Origin of the sequence: Gimesia sp., from assembly GCF_048262075.1 — a bacterium.
Classification (GTDB): Bacteria; Planctomycetota; Planctomycetia; order Planctomycetales; family Planctomycetaceae; genus Gimesia.
Genome location: NZ_JBLXFK010000003.1, coordinates 418,302 through 441,910 on the forward strand (window position 1 = coordinate 418,302; position 23,609 = coordinate 441,910).

The 23,609-nt window shown below is 50.9% G+C and carries 16 protein-coding genes; 7 read left to right on the forward strand and 9 right to left on the reverse strand.

Annotation, left to right across the window (positions count from 1 at the left end; translation table 11 throughout):
- Positions 1-264 precede the first annotated feature (264 nt).
- The 4 genes from ACN0YH_RS09165 to ACN0YH_RS09180 all read right to left on the reverse strand — a co-directional run bounded on the left by ACN0YH_RS09165 (position 265) and on the right by ACN0YH_RS09180 (position 6,261).
- Complete coding sequence (locus tag ACN0YH_RS09165) at positions 265-822, reverse strand: hypothetical protein (RefSeq protein WP_417379264.1); 558 nt, start codon at positions 820-822, stop codon at positions 265-267.
- Between the two features lie 78 nt (positions 823-900).
- Complete coding sequence (locus ACN0YH_RS09170; RefSeq protein WP_417379265.1) at positions 901-4,131, reverse strand: efflux RND transporter permease subunit; 3,231 nt, start codon at positions 4,129-4,131, stop codon at positions 901-903.
- 64 nt (positions 4,132-4,195) lie between these two features.
- Positions 4,196-5,650 carry an efflux RND transporter periplasmic adaptor subunit gene (locus ACN0YH_RS09175; RefSeq protein ID WP_417379358.1) on the reverse strand — a complete coding sequence of 485 codons (1,455 nt, stop codon included), beginning with the start codon at positions 5,648-5,650 and terminating at the stop codon, positions 4,196-4,198.
- A gap of 182 nt (positions 5,651-5,832) precedes the next feature.
- Positions 5,833-6,261 carry a hypothetical protein gene (locus ACN0YH_RS09180; protein WP_417379266.1) on the reverse strand — a complete coding sequence of 143 codons (429 nt, stop codon included), beginning with the start codon at positions 6,259-6,261 and terminating at the stop codon, positions 5,833-5,835.
- Between the two features lie 475 nt (positions 6,262-6,736).
- On the opposite strand from ACN0YH_RS09180, the gene ACN0YH_RS09185 reads away from it, so the two are divergent.
- The 3 genes from ACN0YH_RS09185 to ACN0YH_RS09195 all read left to right on the forward strand — a co-directional run bounded on the left by ACN0YH_RS09185 (position 6,737) and on the right by ACN0YH_RS09195 (position 13,042).
- Positions 6,737-7,705, forward strand: coding sequence for a C-terminal binding protein (locus ACN0YH_RS09185; RefSeq protein ID WP_417379267.1), 969 nt, complete (start codon positions 6,737-6,739; stop codon positions 7,703-7,705).
- Positions 7,706-7,857: 152 nt separating this feature from the next.
- Positions 7,858-9,513: a hypothetical protein gene (locus ACN0YH_RS09190; RefSeq protein ID WP_417379268.1), complete on the forward strand. Its 1,656-nt coding sequence runs from the start codon at positions 7,858-7,860 to the stop codon at positions 9,511-9,513.
- 379 nt (positions 9,514-9,892) lie between these two features.
- A complete protein-coding gene (locus ACN0YH_RS09195) occupies positions 9,893-13,042 on the forward strand; it encodes a fused MFS/spermidine synthase (RefSeq protein WP_417379269.1) in 3,150 nt (1,049 codons plus the stop codon).
- 15 nt (positions 13,043-13,057) lie between these two features.
- Here the strand turns inward: ACN0YH_RS09195 and ACN0YH_RS09200 are convergent, their stop codons facing one another.
- On the reverse strand, positions 13,058-14,623 hold the full coding sequence (locus ACN0YH_RS09200; RefSeq protein ID WP_417379270.1) for an arylsulfatase: 1,566 nt from the start codon (positions 14,621-14,623) through the stop codon (positions 13,058-13,060).
- Positions 14,624-14,915: 292 nt separating this feature from the next.
- Here ACN0YH_RS09200 and ACN0YH_RS09205 point away from each other — a divergent pair, with 292 nt between their 5' ends.
- Both ACN0YH_RS09205 and ACN0YH_RS09210 read left to right on the forward strand, forming a co-directional pair.
- The gene (locus ACN0YH_RS09205; protein WP_417379271.1) at positions 14,916-15,221 is read left to right on the forward strand and encodes a hypothetical protein; all 306 of its coding nucleotides are present in this window, start codon (positions 14,916-14,918) and stop codon (positions 15,219-15,221) included.
- Positions 15,222-15,249: 28 nt separating this feature from the next.
- Positions 15,250-15,876, forward strand: coding sequence for a hypothetical protein (locus tag ACN0YH_RS09210; RefSeq protein WP_417379272.1), 627 nt, complete (start codon positions 15,250-15,252; stop codon positions 15,874-15,876).
- A gap of 223 nt (positions 15,877-16,099) precedes the next feature.
- Here the strand turns inward: ACN0YH_RS09210 and ACN0YH_RS09215 are convergent, their stop codons facing one another.
- Genes ACN0YH_RS09215 through ACN0YH_RS09230 form a run of 4 tightly spaced genes read right to left on the reverse strand, consistent with a single transcriptional unit; the run spans position 16,100 to position 20,121 of the window.
- Entirely contained in the window at positions 16,100-16,267 is a 168-nt protein-coding gene (locus ACN0YH_RS09215) for a hypothetical protein (RefSeq protein WP_417379273.1), read from the reverse strand.
- A 25-nt stretch (positions 16,268-16,292) separates the two neighbouring features.
- The gene (locus ACN0YH_RS09220; protein WP_417379274.1) at positions 16,293-16,898 is read right to left on the reverse strand and encodes a hypothetical protein; all 606 of its coding nucleotides are present in this window, start codon (positions 16,896-16,898) and stop codon (positions 16,293-16,295) included.
- 49 nt (positions 16,899-16,947) lie between these two features.
- A complete protein-coding gene (locus ACN0YH_RS09225) occupies positions 16,948-18,393 on the reverse strand; it encodes a hypothetical protein (protein WP_417379275.1) in 1,446 nt (481 codons plus the stop codon).
- A gap of 24 nt (positions 18,394-18,417) precedes the next feature.
- Positions 18,418-20,121 carry a GntP family permease gene (locus ACN0YH_RS09230; protein WP_417379276.1) on the reverse strand — a complete coding sequence of 568 codons (1,704 nt, stop codon included), beginning with the start codon at positions 20,119-20,121 and terminating at the stop codon, positions 18,418-18,420.
- Between the two features lie 265 nt (positions 20,122-20,386).
- Here ACN0YH_RS09230 and ACN0YH_RS09235 point away from each other — a divergent pair, with 265 nt between their 5' ends.
- Positions 20,387-22,255, forward strand: a complete 1,869-nt coding sequence (locus ACN0YH_RS09235; protein WP_417379277.1) for a DUF1549 domain-containing protein — start codon at positions 20,387-20,389, stop codon at positions 22,253-22,255.
- A 73-nt stretch (positions 22,256-22,328) separates the two neighbouring features.
- Entirely contained in the window at positions 22,329-23,609 is a 1,281-nt protein-coding gene (locus tag ACN0YH_RS09240) for a DUF1501 domain-containing protein (RefSeq protein ID WP_417379278.1), read from the forward strand.

Below are 23,609 nucleotides of genomic sequence, written 5' to 3' on the forward strand. Positions count from 1 at the left end.
AGGTTAAGCCAGACTGAGCCGGGCCCACAAACGGTCAGCATTTGATAAAACAGGATCAGAGTTGATCTTGTCGATATTACGGTTCCATTTCGGTAATCAAACAGGCCTGATCGTGTTTACCGTCTAAAGCATTAGTGGGACGAATGATTCGATCCGTGCAGAAAAAAGAGAATAATTGTCGAAAATCCTGGAGAGACCATAAAAAAACGCCGTCCCCGCAATGGGAACGACGTTTCTGCATCTTAATTTTGAGCAATATCTGCTTTAGTGAGCGTGTTTTTCGTCATGTCCATGATCGTGGTCGTGATCATGGGCATCAATCTCGCCGGAAAAGGATTTACCGTCGATTTCCAGAACCAGTCGGGCAGTCGTATCTTTTTCATCTAACAAATCGCCCAATGTTTTATCCTGCGTAGTGAATTTGGATGACTTGCCTTCCGGGTCTCCCTGTTCAGGAGCTGCGGCCAGGGTAAACTGCTGCCCTTTCCCATCGTGCTTGACATTGACCAGCACACTTTTGGCAGTAATGGGCACACTGGATTTGGCAGCACCGTCGAGAATATAAATGGTAATTGCACCACTTTTTTCATCGTGCACAAGCTCCCCATGATAGGCTTCTTTGCCCAGTTCAATTAATGAACCATGGTGTGGACCTTCACTGGGATGATCATGGCCGTGATCATGTTCCTCCATGGTCACATCTTCCGGAGCCGCTTCATCAAACGATTTCGTGCCCTGCTCTGTACCGGAATCACAACCCACAAAGGTCATTCCAAAGACACAAAGTATTACTGTAAAATAATTGGCAAATCTGTTCTTCATCGCTTTAATCCTTTTCAATAAATCAAATCCATGTTGTTACATGCAACTCGTTTCAATTACGTTTTCATTTTCTCCTGCTCACGTGACAGGATTCATCTGCTCTTCCTGCTCTTCAATCAACGGAATCTCTTCATTCGTTTCCGCCACAATCCGCGCCCCGGCTGTACGACCACAGCTCCAGAATAAAGCGGGGCGAATGAAAAATTCCAGAATCGTACTACTCAATAAACCGCCGATAATCACAGTCGCCACGGGATACAGAATTTCTTTCCCTGCCTCTCCCTGTGACATCGCCAGCGGAACCAGTCCAATGCCTGAGGTCAATGCCGTCATCAACACTGGTGCAAGCCGCTCCTGACCGGCCCTGACAATCATTTCTTTGGTCCAGCCCTCTCCCTCGTATTTCACCAGATGCAGATAGTGGTTCAATAATAAAATTCCATTCCGCGAGGCGATGCCACCCAATGAGATGAAACCCACCATGGCGGCAATCGTCAATGTCTGCCCGGTCACGACCAGAGCGATCACTGAACCAATAAAGGCCATCGGCAGGGCAGCCATTACCTGCAAAGAAAAATTCGCGGAACGAAACATTGTGAACAGCACCAGGAAGACGCCCAGCATCGAAACCAGAAACAATGCAGAAATCATCCGCGAGGCCGACTGCTGGCTTTCGAACTGACCACTATATTCAACAAAGTAGCCTGCGGGCAGCGATTCAATGATGGGTCTCTGCTTCGCCTGGATTTCATTCACCACATCGACCAGTCCACGTCCTGTGACATTACACTGTACAATAATCCGTTTCTGAACCTTTTCTCGATTGATCGTGTTTGGTCCAGTTGAATCAGTGATGTCTGCGACAGAAGAGAGGGGCGTGGTCCCGCCGCCCGGGAGATCAATTGTCAGTCGTTTGAGTGCCTGCCGATCTTCACGGTATTTTTCATCCATACGAATCAACAGATCGAAGGTACGCTGCCCCTGCAGTACCTGCGAAACCACCATTCCGTTCATAGCGGTTTCGACATACTCGTTCACATAAGCGGGAGTTAAGCCATACAGTTTTAATTTGTCCCGGTTCAACTTGATCTGCAACTGCTTGATTTCAACCTGAGGCTCGACCAGCACATCAGTAACGCCGGGCACACTTTGCATCGCGGCTTCCATCTTTTTCGCAGTATTTCGCAACACAGTCAGACTTTCGCCATAGATTTTAATCCCCACCTGGGCTTTCACTCCGGAAATCATATGGGAAATCAAGTGTGCCAAAGGCTGTTCCACTGAAATGACAATCCCCGGAATCGCCTCCATTGATGTGCGGATGTCGTCGAGCACCTGTTCGCGACTGCGTTCCGATTCAGGATCAAAAGTGATAATATATTCTGAAACATTCACCCCTTCGGCGTGTTCATCCAGTTCCGCCCGTCCCGTTCTGCGGGAAAAGGCTTGAACTCCTTTGATTTTCTTCAGCCGATCCATCACGGTTTCTGAAATCTCATTCGACTTTTTCAATGACGTTCCCGGAGGCAGCACCACGTTCAGTTGGGCAACCCCTTCGTTGAATGGAGGCAAAAAGTCTCGATCCAGCTGTATCAGGAATAGACCGGCTAATAACACTCCGGTGGTGCCCGCGATCAACATCGGCCCTGAAAAGCGAATACTGAAGCTGATGACATACCCGGCGATCCATTTCAGCAACCGCAGAAGCGGGCCATCCTGATGAACATGTCCTTCCGCTGCCGATCTTTCTTCAGGATTGACAGGCGACCCGAATTTTTTCCCTAACAGCCAGTAAGAGAGGACCGGAGTCAATGTCAATGAAACCAGCAGCGAAGACAGGATCGAAACGATGTAAGCGACTCCCAGTGGGGCAAACAGGCGACCTTCCATTCCTGATAGCGCAAACAGAGGCAAAAAGACCAGCACCACGATTGCGGTTCCGAAGACAATCGAATTTCGAATTTCACAACTCGCCTGAAACACTACCAGTAGCGTGTGTTTGGAATTTTCTGCATAGCGATTTTCCTGCAGGCGGCGGAAAATATTTTCCACATCGACGATGGCATCGTCTACCAGTTCGCCAATCGCGACAGCCAACCCGCCTAAAGTCATCGTATTTATAGACAACCCAAAGACGGCAAATACGATTGCGGTAATCGCAATGGAGAGGGGAATCGCAGTCAACGTAATAAACGTTGTGCGAAAATTCATCAGGAACAGAAACAGAATGATAACCACCAGGATCCCGCCATCTACAAGCGCATCGATCACGTTTTCAATCGAGCGATCAATAAATGATTTCTGAGAATAGAGTTCCGGCTGGATACGAATATCTTTGGGAAGCGAAGGCTCCAGATCTTTTAAGGCCTGGATCACATCATTAGCCACGCGCCGGGTATCGGCGTTGGGTTGCTTGTTGACGGTGAGAACGACCGCAGAGCCACCGGCAAAAGTACCGTCTTCCTGTTTGACAAAAGCAGAACTGTCACCCCGCTTGACCTGAGGACCTTCGATGACTTTGGCAATCTGCGAGAGTATCACCGGACGTCCTTTGCGGGTAGCCACGACGACCTTTTCGAGATCTTCCAGAGTCTGAATTCGCCCCAGCGCGCGCACCAGGAATTCATTGGGGCCCTGTTCATCCAGGTAACCGCCTGTCGCATTTTCGTTACTCTGCTCACAAGCCAGTCGCACTTCATGCAGTGTGATACCATATTTCAACAGCAATTGCGGGTCGACCAGTACCTGAAACTGTTTGCGACCGCCGCCCATGGTGAAGACCTGTGATACGCCGGGAATCGTCAGCAGGCGTTGACGGACGACCCAGTCCGCCAGTGTGCGAACTTCAAGCGGAGAGGTTTTTTCACCTTCACTCCACATGCCGAGCATCATGATCTGCCCCATGATTGAGGAAATCGGTGCGAGCTGCGGTTTCACGCCATCAGGCAGTCGTTCGGTGACCAGTTGCAGTCGTTCGTTGACGACCTGCCGATCATTGTAGATATTGGTCCCCCACTCAAATTCCACATATATAATTGAAATGCCGACTCCTGAAGAACTGCGGACCGCCTGCACGCCCGTCGCGCCATTCAAGGTAGTTTCTAATGGAAAGGTAATCAGGGATTCCACTTCTTCCGGCGCCATACCCGGCGCTTCGGTCATCACGACAACCCGTGGACGGTTGAGGTTCGGGAAGACATCAATGCCCATATTCACAGCCTGCCAGCTGCCAAAGCCGATCAGAAACAGTGAGAATGCCAGCGTGAGATGGCGTTGTTTAAGAGCAAATCGAATAATTGCATTTAACATGGTAGTTGTTCCGGGTAGTGACAGAGTGCATAAGAGACTTTAACGACCGAGACTGGAAAACAACTCAGTGAGTGTGTCCCGCATGCGGGTCGACGGCGCCGCCCGCCTTGTTCTTCAATGCCATCTGTAACTGATGTGCTCCTGCTAATGCAATTTTATCGCCTGGAAAGATTGATCCATCATTTTCGATGACCGCCCAGAGTTGATCCTGGTACAGGACATGCACGGGACGCCGATCGAAGTGATCTCCGTTTTCCTGAAACACGAACTGCTCTGCCCCTTCACTGGCGACCGCTTCCACGGGAAGCACGATCTGTTTCTGCCACGTTTCCACCGGTATGAGTAACTGCATTCGCTGCCCGGTCTTAAATCGCCAGGTAATGTAGCGGTCTCCATCTTTGCGAAAGGTATCGTGTTCAATCTGATTTGGCAGATTCACATAAACGGAAAATGTTCTGGTTTCGGTCTCAATCTGATTATCGAGATAGTCGATCTTCAGATCTTTGATCAGCTTTTTCGTTTTGTTATTTTCTTCCTGGATCGCTTCGACGGGCCACTGGTTTTCCAGGCAGCGTGTAATTTCATCTGTCTCCTGCTCAAATGCCTGACCTTTGATATACAGGTCACTGTAATCTGCCAGCACGCAGAGCGTGTCTCCGGCTTGCACGAACCCTCCTTTATTGACATCTAACGACTGAACCACCAGCAAGGATCGTTGCGAAGCGACTCCTTGATCGAGGGTCGCCGGAGCAGGGGCAGAGATACGTTGAATTTTCATATTCGGAGCGGACACTTCACCGGACTGATCATGAATCAGAGGCGCATAAACCAGATGCTCTTTAATCAGACGCCGTGTCTTTTTGATTTGATCCACTTGAGTTGCAGTAAAACCATGCAACAGGAGTGCCTCACGCTGAGCTTTGAGAATGGCTTCCAGTTTTTCTTTGGCGTATTCGCGTTCCAGCAGCACCTTGCCGGCAATGACGCCTTTATTGGTTATTTCCTGAATCCGGGCAATTTCCTTCAGTTCCACATCCAACTCACCCAGAGTTTTCAGATAGGCGGTTTGAGCCTGCACCAGGTCTTCATGGGTCAGTCGGATTTTGAACAGGGCGCGACCTGGTTGAACCGCTTCTCCCCCGGTGACATTCACATTCGTGATAATGCCCGTCATGGGTGCAACAACCTTAATCTGTGTCTTTCCAGGGCGTTCCACCACCATGGCGGGAATCGTAATGGTACGGGTAAACGATTTCAGCTTCACGGGGACCACTTTATCTGCCGTCAGGCCGATATTTTTCCGGGCCTGGGGTGAGAGTTCCAGCGAGCTGGTCTCATCGTGCCCCGCATGGTCGTGATCATGATGATCCTCTTCCGAATCCGGGCCAGCGGCAGCTTTCTTATCAACCTGTTTCTGACTGCTGTTATTTGCATAACCTTTCAGTGCAGGCATCCACTGCTGCCGGGTTCCCCAGAGTAGAAAACCCGCAATCACCATGAATGCGATTGACAATAACATTTTCCAGTTTTGATTTGTTTTTGAAATATTCATCACAGGCCTCAGATCGGGTTGCGCATAATTTTCCCGAAGTGTACACAAGGTAAATCGTGAGAGATCCGATTAGCAGAGAAAAGCGATCGCGGAAATCAGAATCCGGGCTTCAGTGCAAAATCGGAGAGACATTCAGAGAAGCGGGGTCTCTAGATCAACCAGACTGTGGTCAGTGACTGCGCGCGCACGCCCGGTGACAGAAAGACCGCAGCGGTGCTGAAAAAAGGCATATGATCAACGTACTGTTTTTCGCGAGCAGAGAATAAATCATCCCAGAGCGGCATCAGACTGATGAGTTGGGGAGATTCTTCATGTACCTTGACAGAAGTCCCTGCCAGATAAGAACAGCGACCTTCCTGACAGGGGTCTGAATCCTGAGGAATCGGTGTCTGCCCGGGTGACTGTTCAGCACACTTATCTGATGTGGCATGCGAATGTTCGTGCCCCTGACCCGCGTGATCGGCCTCATGCTGGCAGAGGTTCATGGTCTGACAGGTATCGTGTTCTGACGCGTGACAGTCGTGCGCATGATGCCAGCCACATCCCAGCACGGTGTGGGACAGCATTGAAATCAGCATCAAAAAAACTGTCAGATGTAAATACATGAAAAACCTTTAAATCCGTTGAACTTCAATTGAATCATGTCACTTTATCCAAATTGTGTCAAGCTCTCCCTTATAAGACGCAAATGAAAGACCATTCAGCACCATAAATCTGGTATTTTTGTTAAGTAGTTTTAAATTCGGACTTTAAGACATTATTCTAAAAGCGAATCGACGCGATTGAAGCGACTTTACTGTTGCAGTAACGATCCTGTTGTGATCAATCTGACTCTTGAGTTCTGGTAATCATGGGTTCCGTATCGAATTACGAATAGCTAGACTGTGTCCAGTTTTGCTGTAGCGTTTCCAGGGCTGTTTGCCCCGAGTAGATTGGATTGAGAGACACTATACTTAAATGTGATGCACTCTAGACTTGTAAACATAACTTAAAAATAAGATGCTGAAAGAACAGAATCTTCGAAGCGTTCTCACAATGAAAAGGGAGTGATTTGTGTCTGCGAAATATCGTGTGTTAATTACGGATCGTGCCTGGCCTGACTGTGAAGTCGAAAAACGGGAATTGTCGCGCGTTGATGCGGAAGTGATAGAAGCGCCTCCCGGAGCCGATGAAGAAACGTTAATTGAATGTGCCTCAGGCGTCGATGCCATTGCCACCTGCTGGGCACAGGTGACTCAGGCAGTCATTGATGCGGCCCCGGACTGCAAAACGATCGCGCGGCTGGGCATCGGACTGGATAATATTGATGTCGCGTATGCCACTTCGCTGAAGATCCCCGTTACGAATGTTCCCGATTACTGCATACCGGAAGTAGCCGACCATACGATTGGTCTGATGCTGGCCAGTTTGAGAAACATCGCCTTTCTACACCATCAGACAAAACAGGGAGTTTATAACCTCTCCGCAGCCCCACTGCCTCGCCGGGTTGGAACACTGACACTGGGCCTGTTCGGCTTCGGCCTGACAGGACAGGCAGTTGCAGAGCGGGCAAAGGCATTCGGCATGCAGGTCATTGCCACGAACTCGTCAGGTAACGATTATGGAACGGGCACCCGCATGGTTCCGTTTGAGGATCTGCTGGAAGAGAGCGACGTCATCTCGATCCATGCTCCATTAACCGACGCAACGCAACATCAGTTCGACGCGGCTGCCTTTCAGAAAATGAAGCCCAATGCGATCATCGTGAATACCTCTCGTGGAGCATTAATTGATTTCGATGCGTTGAAAACGGCGCTGATAAATGAGGACATTTCGGGAGCGGCGCTGGATGTCTTTGATCCGGAACCGCCTGACCTGTCTGACCCGTTTTTTCAGCATGACCGGATCATTGCCACACCCCATGCTGCTTTTATTTCCCAAGAGTCACTGGACGAACTTCGACAACAGGCAGCAAGTCAGGTGGCAGATGTACTCGTAGGCAAGCAGCCCAGCAATGTGGTAAATTCTGAGGTATATGAATAATCGCTACAGTCCGCAGAAGGATGTAGAAAAAGTGCATCATCGAGGCCGTGTATCCCACTGAGACTGCTTTCACATAAGCTAGGCTAAATATAGCTGTCCTTTATTTTTAGCTTAATAATGTGTGAAAGGTGAACAGATTCAGGTACGAATGGATGGAATCCGGTCAAGACGCTCCTCAACCTGATCCGCAGACAACCCAGATCAATTCACAGTCAGAACAAGGCTCGGAATCAGATCGTCAGGAGGAACGTACGCGCTCCGTAACAGAGATTGAGCGCCATGAAGCCGAGATGATCGCCCAATGGGATGCCGAAAAGATTCAGCATATGGAAGAGCTGGAAACTGAACTCCTGGAAAAAGAGCAGCTGGTCGAGAGACTCACCGTACAGTTGACTCAGGTCGCCGAGCGACTGGAACACAGTCAGCATACCAGCCACGATCAGAAGGCCGCGGATAACCACCGGATTCAGGAACTGGAATCGATTCGACAGGAAGAAGAGGCGCTGATCGCGGTTCTGAAAGACCGATTATCCCAGGTGGCGGAACAACTGGAACGCAGCCAGCAGAACCAGCATGAACTGACTGAGTCGGATCTACAGCGTCTGCAGGAACTGGAAACAGAGCTGCGGGAAAAAGAAACACTGGTCTGCAGTCTGACCGAACGCTTGTCCGAACTCGCAGAACAACTCAAATCCACGCAACGGGAAAAAGAAGAGCTGAGTGCGGCGGATCAGCAGCGGATTTTAGAACTGCAGACGGAACTCGAAGAAAAAGAACAGCTGGTTGTTATTCTGACGGAACGACTGGAACAGGTTGCCGAACAACTGGATCGCAGGCACCGGACTGGTGCCGATCGTGGTATGACCATTTCCAACGGAATTCCACCTGAGGTCATTGAAGAACAACAGAAACTGACACACGATCTGCATTCCATGCTCGAACAATGGCAGGGCATGGAGACGGAATCGGCCCTGACCCGGATTGAGCTGCAGATTGCTGAACTGAAAAAAGCAGTACAGGATGGTTTCCAAAAGGGACCTGCCGCCCCCTCACCTGCGAGCCTGGTTGACTACCTCTCTTCACCGACCATTCCCGGCAGCGAAGAAACAGAAGACTTTGAAGAAGAAATAGCAGCAGAAGAAGCTCCGGCTCCCGAAACGGCAGAAACGCCTCCTGATGAAGACAGTGCAGACTCGACTGTCAGTGGCTGGGAGGCCATGAAGCAGAAACTGATGTCAGGACAGGGAGTGGATGTCTCTACCGATCTTGCACGAAAAGCAGCCCCCACGCCGGCTCCCCCCAGAAAACTGGAGTCTTCTGCTGGTTTACTTTTAAATTCAGAATCGGGCAGTTCTGGTGGTCGCACGCTGGCAAGTTATAAACCTCCGATTCCGGAAGCCCCCGCTGAAATCGATGAGGAGTCTGCAACCCCACAACAACTGGTCGCGGCGATTCGTGAACGCGATCAGTATATCAGCGCGTTAATCAAACGCTTGCGGGAAGCAGAGACGGCTGTCATCCCCGTCAACTGGGATCAATTAAATAATGCCCCCGCTGATCTACTGGAACAACTGCAGTCATTGCATCATGATCTGGAGCACAGCCTGGGACTGGCCGAGGTGGAAATTTCGATTGAGCGCGCCCGGCTGTCACGCACTGAGTCGATGCTGCAGAACCGTGAAGAACAGATTCGTAAAAAAGAAAAGCAACTGGGTCTAAACCTGGAGCGCAGCGAACAAGAAGAAGTCCCGGCAGAAAAGCCTTTGAATGACGACCAGAAGAAACGCTGGCTTGGTTTTCTAAACTAAACTACGTTTGCCTTCATCAAGTCTTCATAATCCAGCCCCCCCTTCTGAACAGAGATCGCAGCGACAGATTGAGGCCGCTCAGAAGTATGAAACAGCCAGTGCCTGCCCCTCCTCATCTCTTGAAACTCATTATTTACCGTTTCAAATCCAACTGACTGTAATCCGACCTGATAATTCCTGCAGAATATTTTATTGAATCTCAATCAGCTGCCTCTGCCTCATTAACACAGACCGGTCTGTGTCCGTGCTTCTTGATATCTTGACGTCCGTTTGTCATCATGATCTCACGGAGTTTGCAAGCGGGCCTGCATTCCTCTTCCTAACCAACTTCTTATATTTATTAATGAATTCTGCTTGATGCAGACGGTCGGAGAGACTTTTGAATCAACCGCTACCAGAACGTACCGCTCCTCTCTGGATGCTCTCCCTGATGCTGCTGGTCTCCGGGAATTGCGCATTGATGTTTCAAGTGGTCTGGATTCGCGAATTGCGGCTGGTATTCGGAGCGACAACCGCATCCTCCGCTGCAGTGCTGGCCATCTTTATGGCGGGACTGGGACTGGGGAACTGGCTGTTCGGGAGCAGGATTGATGCCTCAGTGCGCCCCCTGCGATGCTACGGCCTGCTGGAGTTGGGTATCGCGCTGACAGTGGGGATCAGTCCTTTTCTGATTATGCTCGTGCGACAGATGTATGTGAATATGGGAGGTCAGGCTGCGCTGGGGCCGGAACTGGCAACTCTTTCACGCCTGGCTGCTTCCGCGATGATCCTGGCAGTCCCTACAATTTTAATGGGTGGCACTATGCCAGCTGCCGCTCGCGCGGTCTCAAATGCTGCCGACCCTCATCGTCGCGGCGTCGCGCTGATCTACGGCTTGAATACGATGGGTGCCGTCGCTGGAGCCGGGATTGCGAATTTTATGTTGCTGGAAGCGCTGGGGAATCGAGGCGTGCTCTGGTTTGCCTGTGGGATTAATCTGATGCTGGCAGTCACTGCCCTGCTGATCTCTAAGCGGTTATCACATGCAGCAGAAATCCAGTCGCAGAGACAGACAGACTCACCAGCGTCAATCAGCAGAGAGGATCAGTCACCTCAACCAGACCGATTGGGCATCGTCTGTCTCGCATCGGGGACGGTCGGTTTTGTCTTCTTTCTGATGGAGATTGTCTGGTATCGCATGCTGGGCCCGCTGCTGGGTGGCACGACTTATACTTTTGGGCTGATTCTCTGTGTGGCATTGCTCGGCATCGGAGTCGGAGGTGCTCTGTATGCTTTCATGGCACGGCTTGTAAAACCGACACTGTCATTTCTGGCGTTCGTCTGTACGCTGGAAGCGTTACTCATCGCGGTCCCCTTCTGGTATGGCGATCAGATTGCGTTCTGGGTATTACAACAGCAGAGTCAGCCTGTCGCTACGTTTCCAGCTCAGGTGTGGAACTGGTTTCAGATCGGTGCCTTTGTCATTTTTCCTGCGGCTCTGGTTGCCGGTTTCCAGTTTCCGTTGTTGATTGCCATTGCCGGGACTGGAAAAAACAACGTCGGTAAACATGTTGGCTGGACGTTTGCGGCAAATACGCTGGGAGCGATCTCTGGCTCGATCGCAGGGGGGTTCTTCCTGCTTCCCGCGATAACTGCTCCAGGACTCTGGAGACTTTCCATCTGTCTACTGATTATTTTGGGAGTAACCCTGCTACTGTATACTCAACGCTGGAAATCAGTGTCGATGGCAACTTCTGTTGTTCTGTCGCTGATCACGATTTTCATGATTACGGAAGCTGGTCCGACTGCGGTCTGGCGGCATGCCGGCATTGGAGCAAGACGTGCCAGCCTGGATGGGACAGGACCGAATGCAGAACAAAACTTTTCACACACCAAAAACCGACAGTGCATCTGGGAGGCAGAAGGACGGGAATCGAGTGTAGCCATCACAGCCACTGACAGCCTCGCATTTATCGTGAACGGTAAAAGCGACGGAAATGCCTTTGGCGATGCCGGTACCCAAATCGGTCTGGGACTGATTGGCCCCCTGCTCCACCCCACTCCGCGAACCGGTCTCGTGATTGGACTGGGCACAGGTGAATCCGCCGGTTGGATGGCTGCCGTCGAAGAAATGACCGCCGTCGATGTGGTCGAACTGGAACCCGTTGTTCTGGAAATGACGAAACGCTGTTCACAAATTAATCGGGATGCATTGCAGAACCCGAAACTCACACTGCATTTTAATGATGCCCGCGAGTATTTGCTTACCAGCAAAAAACAGTACGACCTGATCGTCTCCGAGCCCTCCAACCCGTATCGGGCTGGCATCGCGAATCTCTATACCCGCGAATTCTACGATTCGGTTGCGACCCGCTTGAACCAGGAGGGCCTGTTTCTGCAGTGGCTGCAGGGCTATGAAGTCGATGACAGTACAGTTCATATCGTGCTGCAGACTGTCAGGTCCGTGTTTCCCGAAGTTCAGATCTGGCGTACCAAAGCCCGCGACATGGTGCTGGTCTGTGGTAAATCAGCGCAGACATTTCAGTATCAGTTGGCATCGCTGCAGCAGAAATTGAAACAGCCCGTGATGGCGGAAGGGCTCAAACAGGGTTGGTCCGTGATTGACGTGGAAGGCATTCTGGCTCATTTTGTCTGTGGCACAAGAACAATCGACCAGCTCCTGGAATCACAGTCAGAGCCGATGAATCAGGATGACCGCAATCTGCTGGAATATGCGTTTGCGAAGACTGTTGGTAAATCAACGCGTTTTTCAATTCACGATCTCCAGGACCGTGCGGTCCAACTGAAAGATGACCTGCCTGTTTCGCTCGATAAAGAGAGCCAGGAGAGAGTCATCCAACGGCGGCTGGCGATGCAGCTTCGACTGGGTGGAACAGTTTATATTGCCGACTCACTGTCGGAAGCACAGCAAGCACGGGGAGAAGCATTTAACCTGTATCTGGCGAGACGTTATTTAGATGTCCTCGCACGTTTCCAAACGATTGAACCGGATTTGAGTTGTCCGATTGAGGCTCTGATTTACGCTCACACTCTGGCTGAATCAGGCGTTCCCGTTCCGGAAGAACTGCTGAAGAAAGTGAAACAACAGAATCCTACGGAAGCATCCGCGATACAGGCCATTTCCTCCCTGCAGCAGAAACAGAACAACGAAGGATTGCAAAAGATAATAGACACCCTGAGGTTAATTCAGGACAGCCCCTGGGGAAGTCGTCAGTTGCTGGATGCCATTCTGTTTAAAGCCGTCAGCCTGTGTGATGTGGATCCTGCTTACGCCGCTCCCCTGTATGAGCAGTTACAGAATCCCTTTGCCCTGCATCGCCTAGAAGATAATCGGCTGCTGGTGCGGTATCTGATCGCAGAAAAACTGGATCCACAGCAGATCATCGACTCGCTGCAAACCATGGAACCCAATGTTCCCTGGAAGGAATGGCTGCTGGAAAAACGAGTCCGGGTTTATGCCGCTGTGAAACATCCACTGACCGAACAGGCCAGAAGTGAGCTCTCACAGTTCAAGCGCGCCAACCATTGAGTCTGAATCTCTACTTCAGGGAATCTGCTTTCCCCGTTGATGTTTTTGCTGCGCGACTCCGGTTTTTTCCGCCCACTTCAGCCAGTCCGCTTTCATCTGAGCGACGCGTTCGGGGTATTGGGCAGCGAGATTGTTGGTTTCAGTACGATCCTGTTCCAGATCATACAGTTCCCAGCGATTGATCGTGCGGTCTGCGACCAGTTTCCAGTTCCCCTGACGCACGGCTTGATTATTCCTGAGTTCCCAGAACAGGGATGCATGTGGCTCACGTTTATTTCCCTGAAGAACAGGCACAATGCTTTTTCCATCGACGGGAAGAATTTTATGAGACTGGAATGTCGTCGGATATTCGGTTTCTGCCAGTTCAATACAGGTCGGCATGACATCAATAATGTGAGCCGGCTGGCGGGTGAGGGAATTTGCTTTGATCTTACCAGGCCAGCGAACGATCAACGGAGTTGAGATGCCCCCTTCATGCATCCATGTCTTGAAACGGCGAAACGGTGTATTCTGCGGAAAGGCCCAGCTCGGTCCACAGGTGGTGTAATATTCTTTAGGACCGGGAATCTGCTCTGGATTCGCTCCGCCCGGTTCACTGGCATCGGGTCCGTTATCGGAGAGAAACATCACAATCGTATTGTCATCCACGCCAGTCTCTTTCAATGTCGCCATCAGGCGTCCGATGTTTTGGTCCATGCAGTCAATCATCGCGGCGTAGACTTCCATGCGTCGTTCCTGCCAGTCGCGCGGATATTGATCCTGCTCCCAGTCGGCTGATTCCGGATCGCGGGCCGGCAGTTTCCAGTTGGGATCTATGAGCCCCATCTTCAACTGCCGCTGATACCGTTCATTGCGTAATGCTTCCCAGCCTGCTGCATAACGCCCTTTGTATTTTGCGATGTCTTCCGGTTTTGCATGCAGGGGATAATGCGGGGCGGTGTAACAAAGATGCAGAAAGAAAGGTTTGTCAGACTGGGAACAGGTTTTAATTTGCTGAAGGGCGTGATCGGTAAAAGCATCAGTCGTGTAAAAATCGTCAGGGAACTCGGTAATCCGCGTCGTGTTTTCAGCGAAGAAGCGGTATCCGTCGCCGGTGATCCCCCGTTTGAATTTGGGATCGCGATAGTAGGGATCAAAAAAGTTACAGCAGCCATCCAGCAGACCATAGAAATCCTGAAACCCGCGGTAAACCGGATGAGTTGATTCGGTTCGTCCCAGATGCCATTTGCCACTGAGTGATGTCTGGTAGCCCGCCTGCTGCAGGACTTCGGCGATCGTCACCATGTTGCGCGTCAGATGCGGTCGGGGATAGCGGGAATACAGACCTGTCACCAGAGAAGCCCGCGTCGTCCAGCAGACGGCGTTATTGTAGAACTGGGTAAACCGCAGACCTTCCTCAGCCATCCGGTCCAGGTTAGGTGTCTGCACTTCACCGCCATAACAGCCGATATCCGACCAGCCCATGTCATCGCACATGATCAGAATGATATTGGGACGTTTGTTTTTTTCCGCTGCCTGAACAGCAGAATGTGATACCGTCAACAACAGGAAAACCAGTAGCAGGTTGGCGCGCAACATCATCAGCGGGAACTCCCCCATATAGATCAACAGCTTGAGATTTCGGTTTCGGATCCTGTATCCATAATCGTGGCTGACTTCAGGTAATGCAATGCTTCTACAGGTTCTGAAACTCGGCTTTTACCGTAATGATCTACTGCTCTCGGTTTTTCGCATCCGGAAGAATCACACCTCATCCTTTTTTTTGCTTTGTCCCTCAACAGAGTGTTTGATATTGCGATAGAACTGGTACAATCGTGTTCAGTATGAACTTGTCTATTCATCTATTTGTCTAAAAACGCAGGAATTCACGTACATGTCAGCCACCGCACTGCCTCCGGAATCACGCAGGATCACGCCACAGTTCAATCTCGCTCTCTTTGCCTTTAATGCCCTGGCAGGTATCATCAAATTAGGTCTCCTCGCTAAAATGGGGCTCGGTGGCCTGATACTGACATCTTTTCTCGATGCCGTTTTGACGATCTGCATTCTGCTGATCGTTGCCTGGTTTCTGAAAGAGTTCTGGAGCCGGCTAATCTCCAATCTGTTTTCCCTGCGAAATATCGATTACCAGGAAGCCATCGCCATCGTACTGGTAATGAGTATGCTGGGGCTGAGTTGAGTAATGCATTTAATCTGTGAGTAGTTGCATGCCATTTTCGCTTAAACAACTGAAAGAACGCTGGCTGGCTGATTCCCGCAATCGAATCAGCCTCATCGTACGGCTGCTGCTGCTGGCACTCATTGTCACCATTTTTCTGAGTCTGTTTTATTACAAATACCATCTGGAACAGCAAAACTCGTTCACCCAGCGATTGATTGATGCCCGGGTCATCGTACGGGATACCAGCAGCATGAATCCTCCACTGGTACCGGATCTGCTGGTATCCTATGTAGGAAAATATATCCGCTATCGAGAGAGGTATGTTTATGAACTTGATGCCAGTAATACTGAGATTACAGATGACACGTTCGACGAGATCAATCTGCTGAATCGCGTCACCTGGTTGAATCTGGAAAACTGCAAAATCACCGATAAAACACTGGAACGTCTGCAGGAGTTAAAAGAACTTTCGAGGCTGAATCTGAAAAACACGCAGATCACGGATGCGGGGCTGAAGTATCTGGCCAGTTTGAAACAGATCGAGGTCATCAATCTGGAACAGACAGCCGTTACACGTGAAGCGATATTGAAACTACAGCAACAATTGAAATTAGCGCGCCCGAAAACTGCACCAGGCAAAATGCCTGTCAAAGATCCTGTCGTTTTGTTTTAATCAATATACTGATAGAGGTAGCTTCAGTTATTTCTAATCTCAACTCCCCGCAAAGATAAAATAAAGATAACGAGTCAATCCCGACAGTATCAGAACCGGCTGACAATCACCCCAAAGGCCAGTATGGTTTTCTCATATCCTTCAGGATTCCCTTTTGGCCCAAACAGTTTTCCATACTGCACCACAATGTACCAGTACCGTACTCAGATTTCTCATCTGATCCTCACTTTAAAGACTCACCAGTATCTGTTTTATCCCCCGGTTGTCCTTCCAGCGCTGCAATGCGTGTTTCCAGGGCTTTCACCAGAGTGGAGAGTCGATTGGCTTCCGCCAGAGCGCCTGCCCCCATTGAGAACCCCATCAACCCAAATATCCAGGCAAAGCCTTCCATTTTATCTCCTGATTGAGCAAACACTTCAATTGAAGTCGAGATTAAAATAATTGACTAATATCAGCAGGACAGCAATCACGAAAGCAAAGGCGATCGCCAGACCGATGGGAGTTTGAAAAAAGGATTCCAATCCCACCTGGGCGGAATACACGGTCTGAAACTCGAACCGGTAATTATCCGCGACCACCGGGTCCCGACTGAAGGGAACTTCCACCAGTGCATCGGAAATCAGTTTGTCCTGATCCTGTAATCGGATGCCGACAATATTGTGTATGCCAATCGGTTTCTTAAGTGTCCAGACCAGGCCTTCAACAGCCGAAGTATTGGGTTTGGCGCCCAGTTTGTAGCCAATGCGTTCCTGTGTAATAATCAGCAGTTCGTAATCGGGCAGTGCTTCTTTCTGTTTGATCAGCGGAATGTCATGATCGCGCGGTTCTGCGGCAGCATTCAGGGCCGTGACTTTGACCTCTTTCAGTCCTTCACTTTGCATCGCAGCGATGATCACACAAGACAGGACGCTGCCGATGATGACCAGACAACACACCCAGCTGATTATTTTCCAGGGAGAAATTGACGTTTTCACCGCGTGCGGGTCTGGTTGCTGCGAATCTGATTCTGGTTCGTCTGCCATCTGTTTTCACTTTAATTGGTTATCATAATTGCAATTTCATCCATGGATCTTATCGGTCAAACTGGAACGAGTACAGATCACACTCTACGAATTCGAACTTCAGGCAAACCGGCTGTCCGGCGAGTGCAGCCAGATCGGGCTTAGTGTTCCACTCTACGACGCCGTCAATTTTGTCACCTATCACCGGTCGACAGTCCTGCATCGTAAAACCGGAAATGGGACTGCCATCCGGGTTCTGAAGCTCTACTCTCAGACTGCCGGCGGCACTGGTGCTGAAGTTCAACTTCAACTGACTACCCGCAAAAATGAGTGGCTTCGTCAACAGGCTGCCTGGCTCTGAAGCGGCATTAACGGAGACGAAGCCATCAGTTCGCAACACGTAGCGATCGCCGCTGCGATGGTAGATCGACATTTCTGCGGGTCCGGTAGGCAAGACATTTAACGCCACGTAATTAGCACGATTCTTCCACTGTTGTGCATCGAGACCGGGCCTGATGAATGCGTGAGTGTAGAGCCGATTATATTTTTCAGAACCGGCGCGTGTCGTCATGAACAGAATATCGGTCGCGTTAACATCACGCTGATCGTACTCGGGTGCATCCCCGCGCCCAGGAACAAAGCGGGTCGGCAGAGCAATATAAATATGCGGTGCGCGGAAGTAAGGATGTGTCTGATTCGTATAAAGGTGCTCACCCGGTCGATTGGGATTCAAGGCAACCGGTTTGCTCCAGTGTTGAAAGTCGGGACTCGTCGTGCGGCTGATGCTGCGTAAGCGTTCGGGATCGGTCCAGGTGCGGAAGTAGCAGACGTATTTCTGCTCCGCCTCGGACCAGAACGCGACATTGGCAGAATCAAAGGCGTGCCGCCACTCGGGTTGATAGGGGATCACCTCCCCCTGCTTGGTCCAGTGAATTCCATCGGGGGAGACAAACGCGAACAGTCCCCGCCCCGCTTCTTTCAAACCACGCTTGTCACCCGGACCGGGATATCCGGCGAGGGCTTTATAACGCTCCGCAGGTTTCACACCCGTTCGCGTGTCGAGAAAAGGAGTAAAATTGGTCAGAAAAGGAGGCTGCCTGGCGAGGATCACATTGTTTGATTTTGTACCCGCGACTTCGTACAGGCCCAGTTCCGGAAACTCCCATTCGTGACCATCCTCGCTGACAGCGTAATGCACGGTTTCGCCGGGGTGCCCGGTATGTTTATCCCCCTGATAAGCCGGATCGGAGCCCCGCCACCAGGCTTGGAAGCGGTCACCGTTTTTGATGACCGTCATCATATGCCTGACAGGCAAAGGAGACTTCGGGCGTGGTGCTTTAACAGGATGATGCAGTTTCAGAGTGACGCCATCTAATTGATCCATCAACAAACGATCGACAAACAGTTCCCGCCGTGAACCGATATTAAGAGGTTCTGCAACGGCTTCATGGTGTAAGACGAGTATCAGTGCGACCGTGAAAATAGTCAGTACAATAGCCTCGGTAATCCGTCTCATCTATTACAAAGCCTTTCTAAGACCTTACGCCATCGGGAAAAACTGAACTCCCAGCAGGACAACGATAAACCCGACGATGCCCATCAGAGCGGTCATAGGGCTGATAAATTTCAGGGTTTCGCCTTCGGTCATGCCGCTCATTTTGCCGATGACCCAGAAGCCGCTGTCATTCATCCAGGAGATCGGCTTCGAGCCGCAGCCAATGGCGAGCGCCAGGTAGACCGGATGAAAGCCCAGTGTGGTGGATTCGGCGATGCCCCCCAGAATACCGACGGTGGTGATCATGGCGACCGTCGATGAACCCTGGGCGGTGCGGATGGCAGTGGTAATCAGAAACGCCAGGGTGACCAGCATCAGCGGAGAGACCTGTGGCAGTGATTCAATCAGAAAGCTGACGCCCGTCTGCTGCAGGACGCTGCCAAACGCGCCGCCGGCTGCGGTGATCAGGATGATGACGCCCCCCGTATACAGGGAGGTCTGAATCGCTTCCGACAGCGCTGACAATGAGGATTTTTTCTGGCGAATCAGTGTCCAGAGCGCAATGACAGTGGCGATGCCTAACGCAATGTTTTTGTTTCCCAGTGTGGTGATCAGGGTCTGCATCTGCTCCGAGAGCTGACTGCTGATCGTTTTAAATTTCAACAGTGTGGAACCGGCGATTAATACGACGGGAAGCAGAATTGGTAACAGCGATAACCAGAGTGGTGGCAGATCTTCTATTTTTTTTGTGGCGAGTTTCTGTAAATCTTCTTTGGTGACATCAGCCGAATCACGAAAGGGGAGTTCGCAGTGTTTGTTAATCAAAGTGGCGTAACCGAGCCCAAACAGCGCGGCAATACTGCCGACAATCAAGCCACCCATCATCATGGTGGCGATATCGACATTCAACTGCTCGGCAACAAACAACGGTCCGGGAGTCGGCGGGACCAGGGAATGGGCCATGGTGCCTCCGGTCACAATCGCGAGGACATAGAGCAGGTAGTTTTTACCCGTGCGGATCCGCATGGCTTTCCCCAGAGGAATGAGCAGGTAGAAGACCGTATCGAAGAAGACGGGAATGGCCAGCAGAAAGCCACTGGCCATGAAAGCGACGGGGGCCAGCTTCTCGCCGACAAACTGGATAGCGGAGCGGACAATGCGTTCGGCGGCACCACTTTCGAGCAGGCACATGCCGATAATGGCGGCGAGTGCAATCAGGATTCCGATCTTGGCACAGGTGGAACCGAAGCCAGCGGCAACGCGTTCGCCTACTGATTTTTTACCTTCCGCGATCGCAGCGTTGTAATGTGTGGGGGTGATGGCGAAGTCATCCAGGCGAATCGAGCGGATGGGACTGTCATCGCGGACGCTGAGTTCGGCGATGATCATCCGTTTGCTGCCTTCCGTGAACTTCGCTGTAACCCGTTCAACTTCGGTCTGGGCAATGGGAATCAGGGGAAAGTGGGGCTGTTCGGTCCCCATGATCATCAACATCATGCCGGGCTGCAGGCTACCTGCTTTTTCGATCTGGACTGCAAGACTGCGATTATCTTCGCCGACGTCAATGATTTTGAAACTGCTTTTCCTGAGAGCCGTTTCTTCTATCTGTTGAACGGGCGTCAGTACGCCTACACAAATGGCACCTGCCAGCAAAGCCAGAAAGGCGTGCAGACGGAAAAACAGGACGCCACCAATGACGATGGCTACCCCGGATAAAATAACAATAATGACCCAAGCGCTCAGTTCCATTATTCAACCAGTCCGGTTTTTAGTTCAGATTAAATTAATTTACGAAAATCACCTTTTTTTCGACACATTCAAAGATAAGAAGGGTTTAATAGCCAGTATCAGGGATTGCAGTCATGCCACCCGGTCGAATCTGCTCGAATCGCTCGGCCTGGATGAAATGACTGTAAAACAGGATACATTCTGGAGGTCAGCAGCTTTTGAGTCACTCTGACTCCTGATCGAAAACAGGAACCATTTCCCCGGCTCTTTTAACAGGTTAAACGCCATGATGAGTTTTACCCGGAAACGAACGATTCAATATGCCTGCTTTTTTCTCGTGACATTGTCCGTCCCATTATGCCAGTCTTCGGCATTCGCAGCAACAAAGAGTTCTGCACAAACGGATAAACGGCAAAGAGTCGATGCTGTTTCGATGGCAGAGAAGATCGATCAACTTCTGGAAGCGGAACTCAAAAAAGCGAACATCAAACCAGCTCCCCTGGCCAACGATGAAGACTTTCTGCGTCGCGTGACCTTCGATCTGGCGGGGCGCAAGCCTGGCACTTCGGAAGTGATCCTGTTCGGACTGGATGCGAGTCCCGGCAAACGGCAGGCTGTGATTGATGAACTACTCCAGTCAGAAGAGTATGGCGTCAACTGGGCACGCTACTGGCGGGATGTGATTTACCTGCGTGCGACTGATGCCCGGTCTCGGCTGAATCAGAATGAATTTGAAGAGTGGATGACCACCCAGCTCAATCAGAACAAAAGCTGGGATCGGATTACCACCGACCTGCTGACCGCGAGCGGCGATGTCCGGGAAAATGGAAATACTGCTTTGATCTTTGCCCATCAGGGAGACCCGGCCGAACTGGCGGCGGAAACATCGCGTATCTTCCTGGGAATTCAGATTCAATGTGCGAACTGCCACGACCATCCCACCGACAAATGGAAACGTAACAGCTTCCATGAACTGGCAGCGTTTTTCCCCCGCGTGCGGGTTCGTCAGGTACGCGATTCCACGCCACGGACTTTTGAAGTCGTTTCAATGAATCGGGGGACAGACAGCAATCAGTATGCGCAACGCATGAAGATGTTGCAGGACCCGACGATGTTGTTCCGATTCTACGACAAGAACCGTGATGGCAAGCTGACCGAACAGGAAGTTCAACGCACCCGGATGGCCCGCGGTTTTGAACAGATGGTGTCTCGTGCAGATAAAGATGGTGACAAGGCACTGACCGCGGAAGAAATCAAAAGTATCCCTGTTCCCGAAAACAGGCAGCGGTTCATGACCGAATACCATATGCCTGATTTAAACGACCCGACTTCGATGGGTAAAGTCGTCCAACCCGTTCTGTTTGTCGGCACCAAAGCACCAGAAGGACTGGACGATATGGAACGGCGTGAAACCCTGTCGAAGTTTTTAACGACGCCTTCGAACATCTGGTTCTCTCGGGCCATTGTCAACCGGCTCTGGGCCGAAATGCTGGGTGAAGGGTTTTACACACCCATTGATGACATTGGCCCGGAACGCAGTGCCGTCTACCCTGAAGTTCTGGACGCATTATCGGAAGGTTTCACAGCCAGTGGCTACGACCTGAAATGGCTCTGTAAATCTATTACCAACACACGGGCTTACCAGCGTGAAATGCAGAAGAAAACCGAACAGCAACACACTCCGTTCGCGGCACAGTCTCCTACGCGGTTACGCGGAGATCAGATCTTCACAGCCATCACCCAGGTATTCGGTGTGGATGATCTACAGGCCAACCGCAATTTCGGCAGTCGACGCTACCAGGGTAGCCGTTCTGCCCGCGGGCAGTTCAGCGCTTTATTTACTTATGATCCTTCCACTTCGCAGGACGAAATCACCGGCGACGTTCCCCAGGCATTGTTCATGATGAATTCAAAAACATTAAATCAAATGCTGGGAACCGATGGCAATACAAAACTGGCACAGATTGCCAGAGACTTTAAGGATAACAATGACGCCATTCAGGAACTGTATCTGCTGACACTTTCACGAGTGCCCAGCAAAGCAGAACTGAAGATTTGCCAGGACTACATTCAGGAAGCAGGCAACCGGAATGACGCGCTCGAAGATCTGATGTGGAGTCTGTTGAATTCCAGTGAATTTATTACTAAACGCTGAACGATTTCCAACAGACTTATTGTAACCAGTTCACTTTCCCATCAATTTCCCCCCTCAGTATGAGGAGTTCGTTATGAGTCTTTATCACCACCAGCAGATTCAAGCAGTCCGGGGCGGTTTTTCGCGTCGCAGCTTTCTTCGTAACGTCTCGATGGGAGCTTTGGCGGCTGGCACACTGAGCTTTCACGACCTGATGAGCGTCTCTGCAGAAGAACTCCGCAAACAGGGGCGTTCGATGATCCTGTTATGGATGTCCGGTGGTCCCAGCCAGTTTGAGACATTTGACCCGAAGCCAGGCACTTCGAGTGCTGGTGACAAACAAGCCATCAAAACTGCCGTTTCCGGAATTGAGATTGCCGAAGACTGGAAAAACACCGCAAAGGTCATGCAGGATATCGCGTTGATTCGTTCCATGACGAATAAAGAAGGAAATCACCAGCGGGCCACCTACCAGATGCATACTGGTTATGTCCCTTCGGGAAGTGTAAAACATCCGAGCCTGGGATCGAACATTGTCCGTGAAATCGGTGACCGCGAACTCGATATCCCCTCGATTGTCTCTGTCGGGGCAACGGAAGGGGCCGGTTTTCTGGGTGTGGACTTCGAACCATTTAACATTAACAACCCCGGTAACATCCCCGACAATGTCGCAGCAACCGTGACAGACAAACGCTACCAGAAACGTTTGGGGCTATTGGGCCGACTGGATACTGAATTTGCCAGCCGCGGCGGTGAATTCGTCGTGAAAAACCATAGCAAGATTTATAACAAAGCCTCTTCGCTGGTATTAAGTCCGCAAACCAAGGTGTTTGATCTCAGCCAGGAATCGGCAGAACTGCGTCGCCAATATGGCGAAAACAACTTCGGTAAAGGCTGCCTGCTGGCAAGGCGTCTGGTGGAAGCAGGTTCCACATTTATCGAAGTCCGTTCGAACGGCTGGGATAATCACGCTGATATCTCAGAAATTATTTCTCCCCGATCCCAGGAAGTTGATGCCGGGATGGCGGCGCTGATTTCCGACCTGAAACAACGTGGTATGCTGGATAAGACACTGGTGGTCTGGATGGGTGAATTCGGTAGAACACCCAAGATCAATGCCCGCGCCGGTCGCGACCATTATCCACGCGTCTTCTCAGCGGCTCTAGCCGGAGGTGGCGTCAAAGGGGGACAGGTCATTGGATCTTCGACCAAAGATGGTTCCGCAGTCCAGGATCGCCCGGTCGAAGTGACGGACCTGTTCTGTTCGATCTGCCAGTCACTTCAGGTAGAACCCCGTAAAGAGAACATGAGTCCGTTGGGACGCCCGATGAAAATCGTCGATGGCGGAAAAGTCGTCAGCGAACTATTTTCCTGA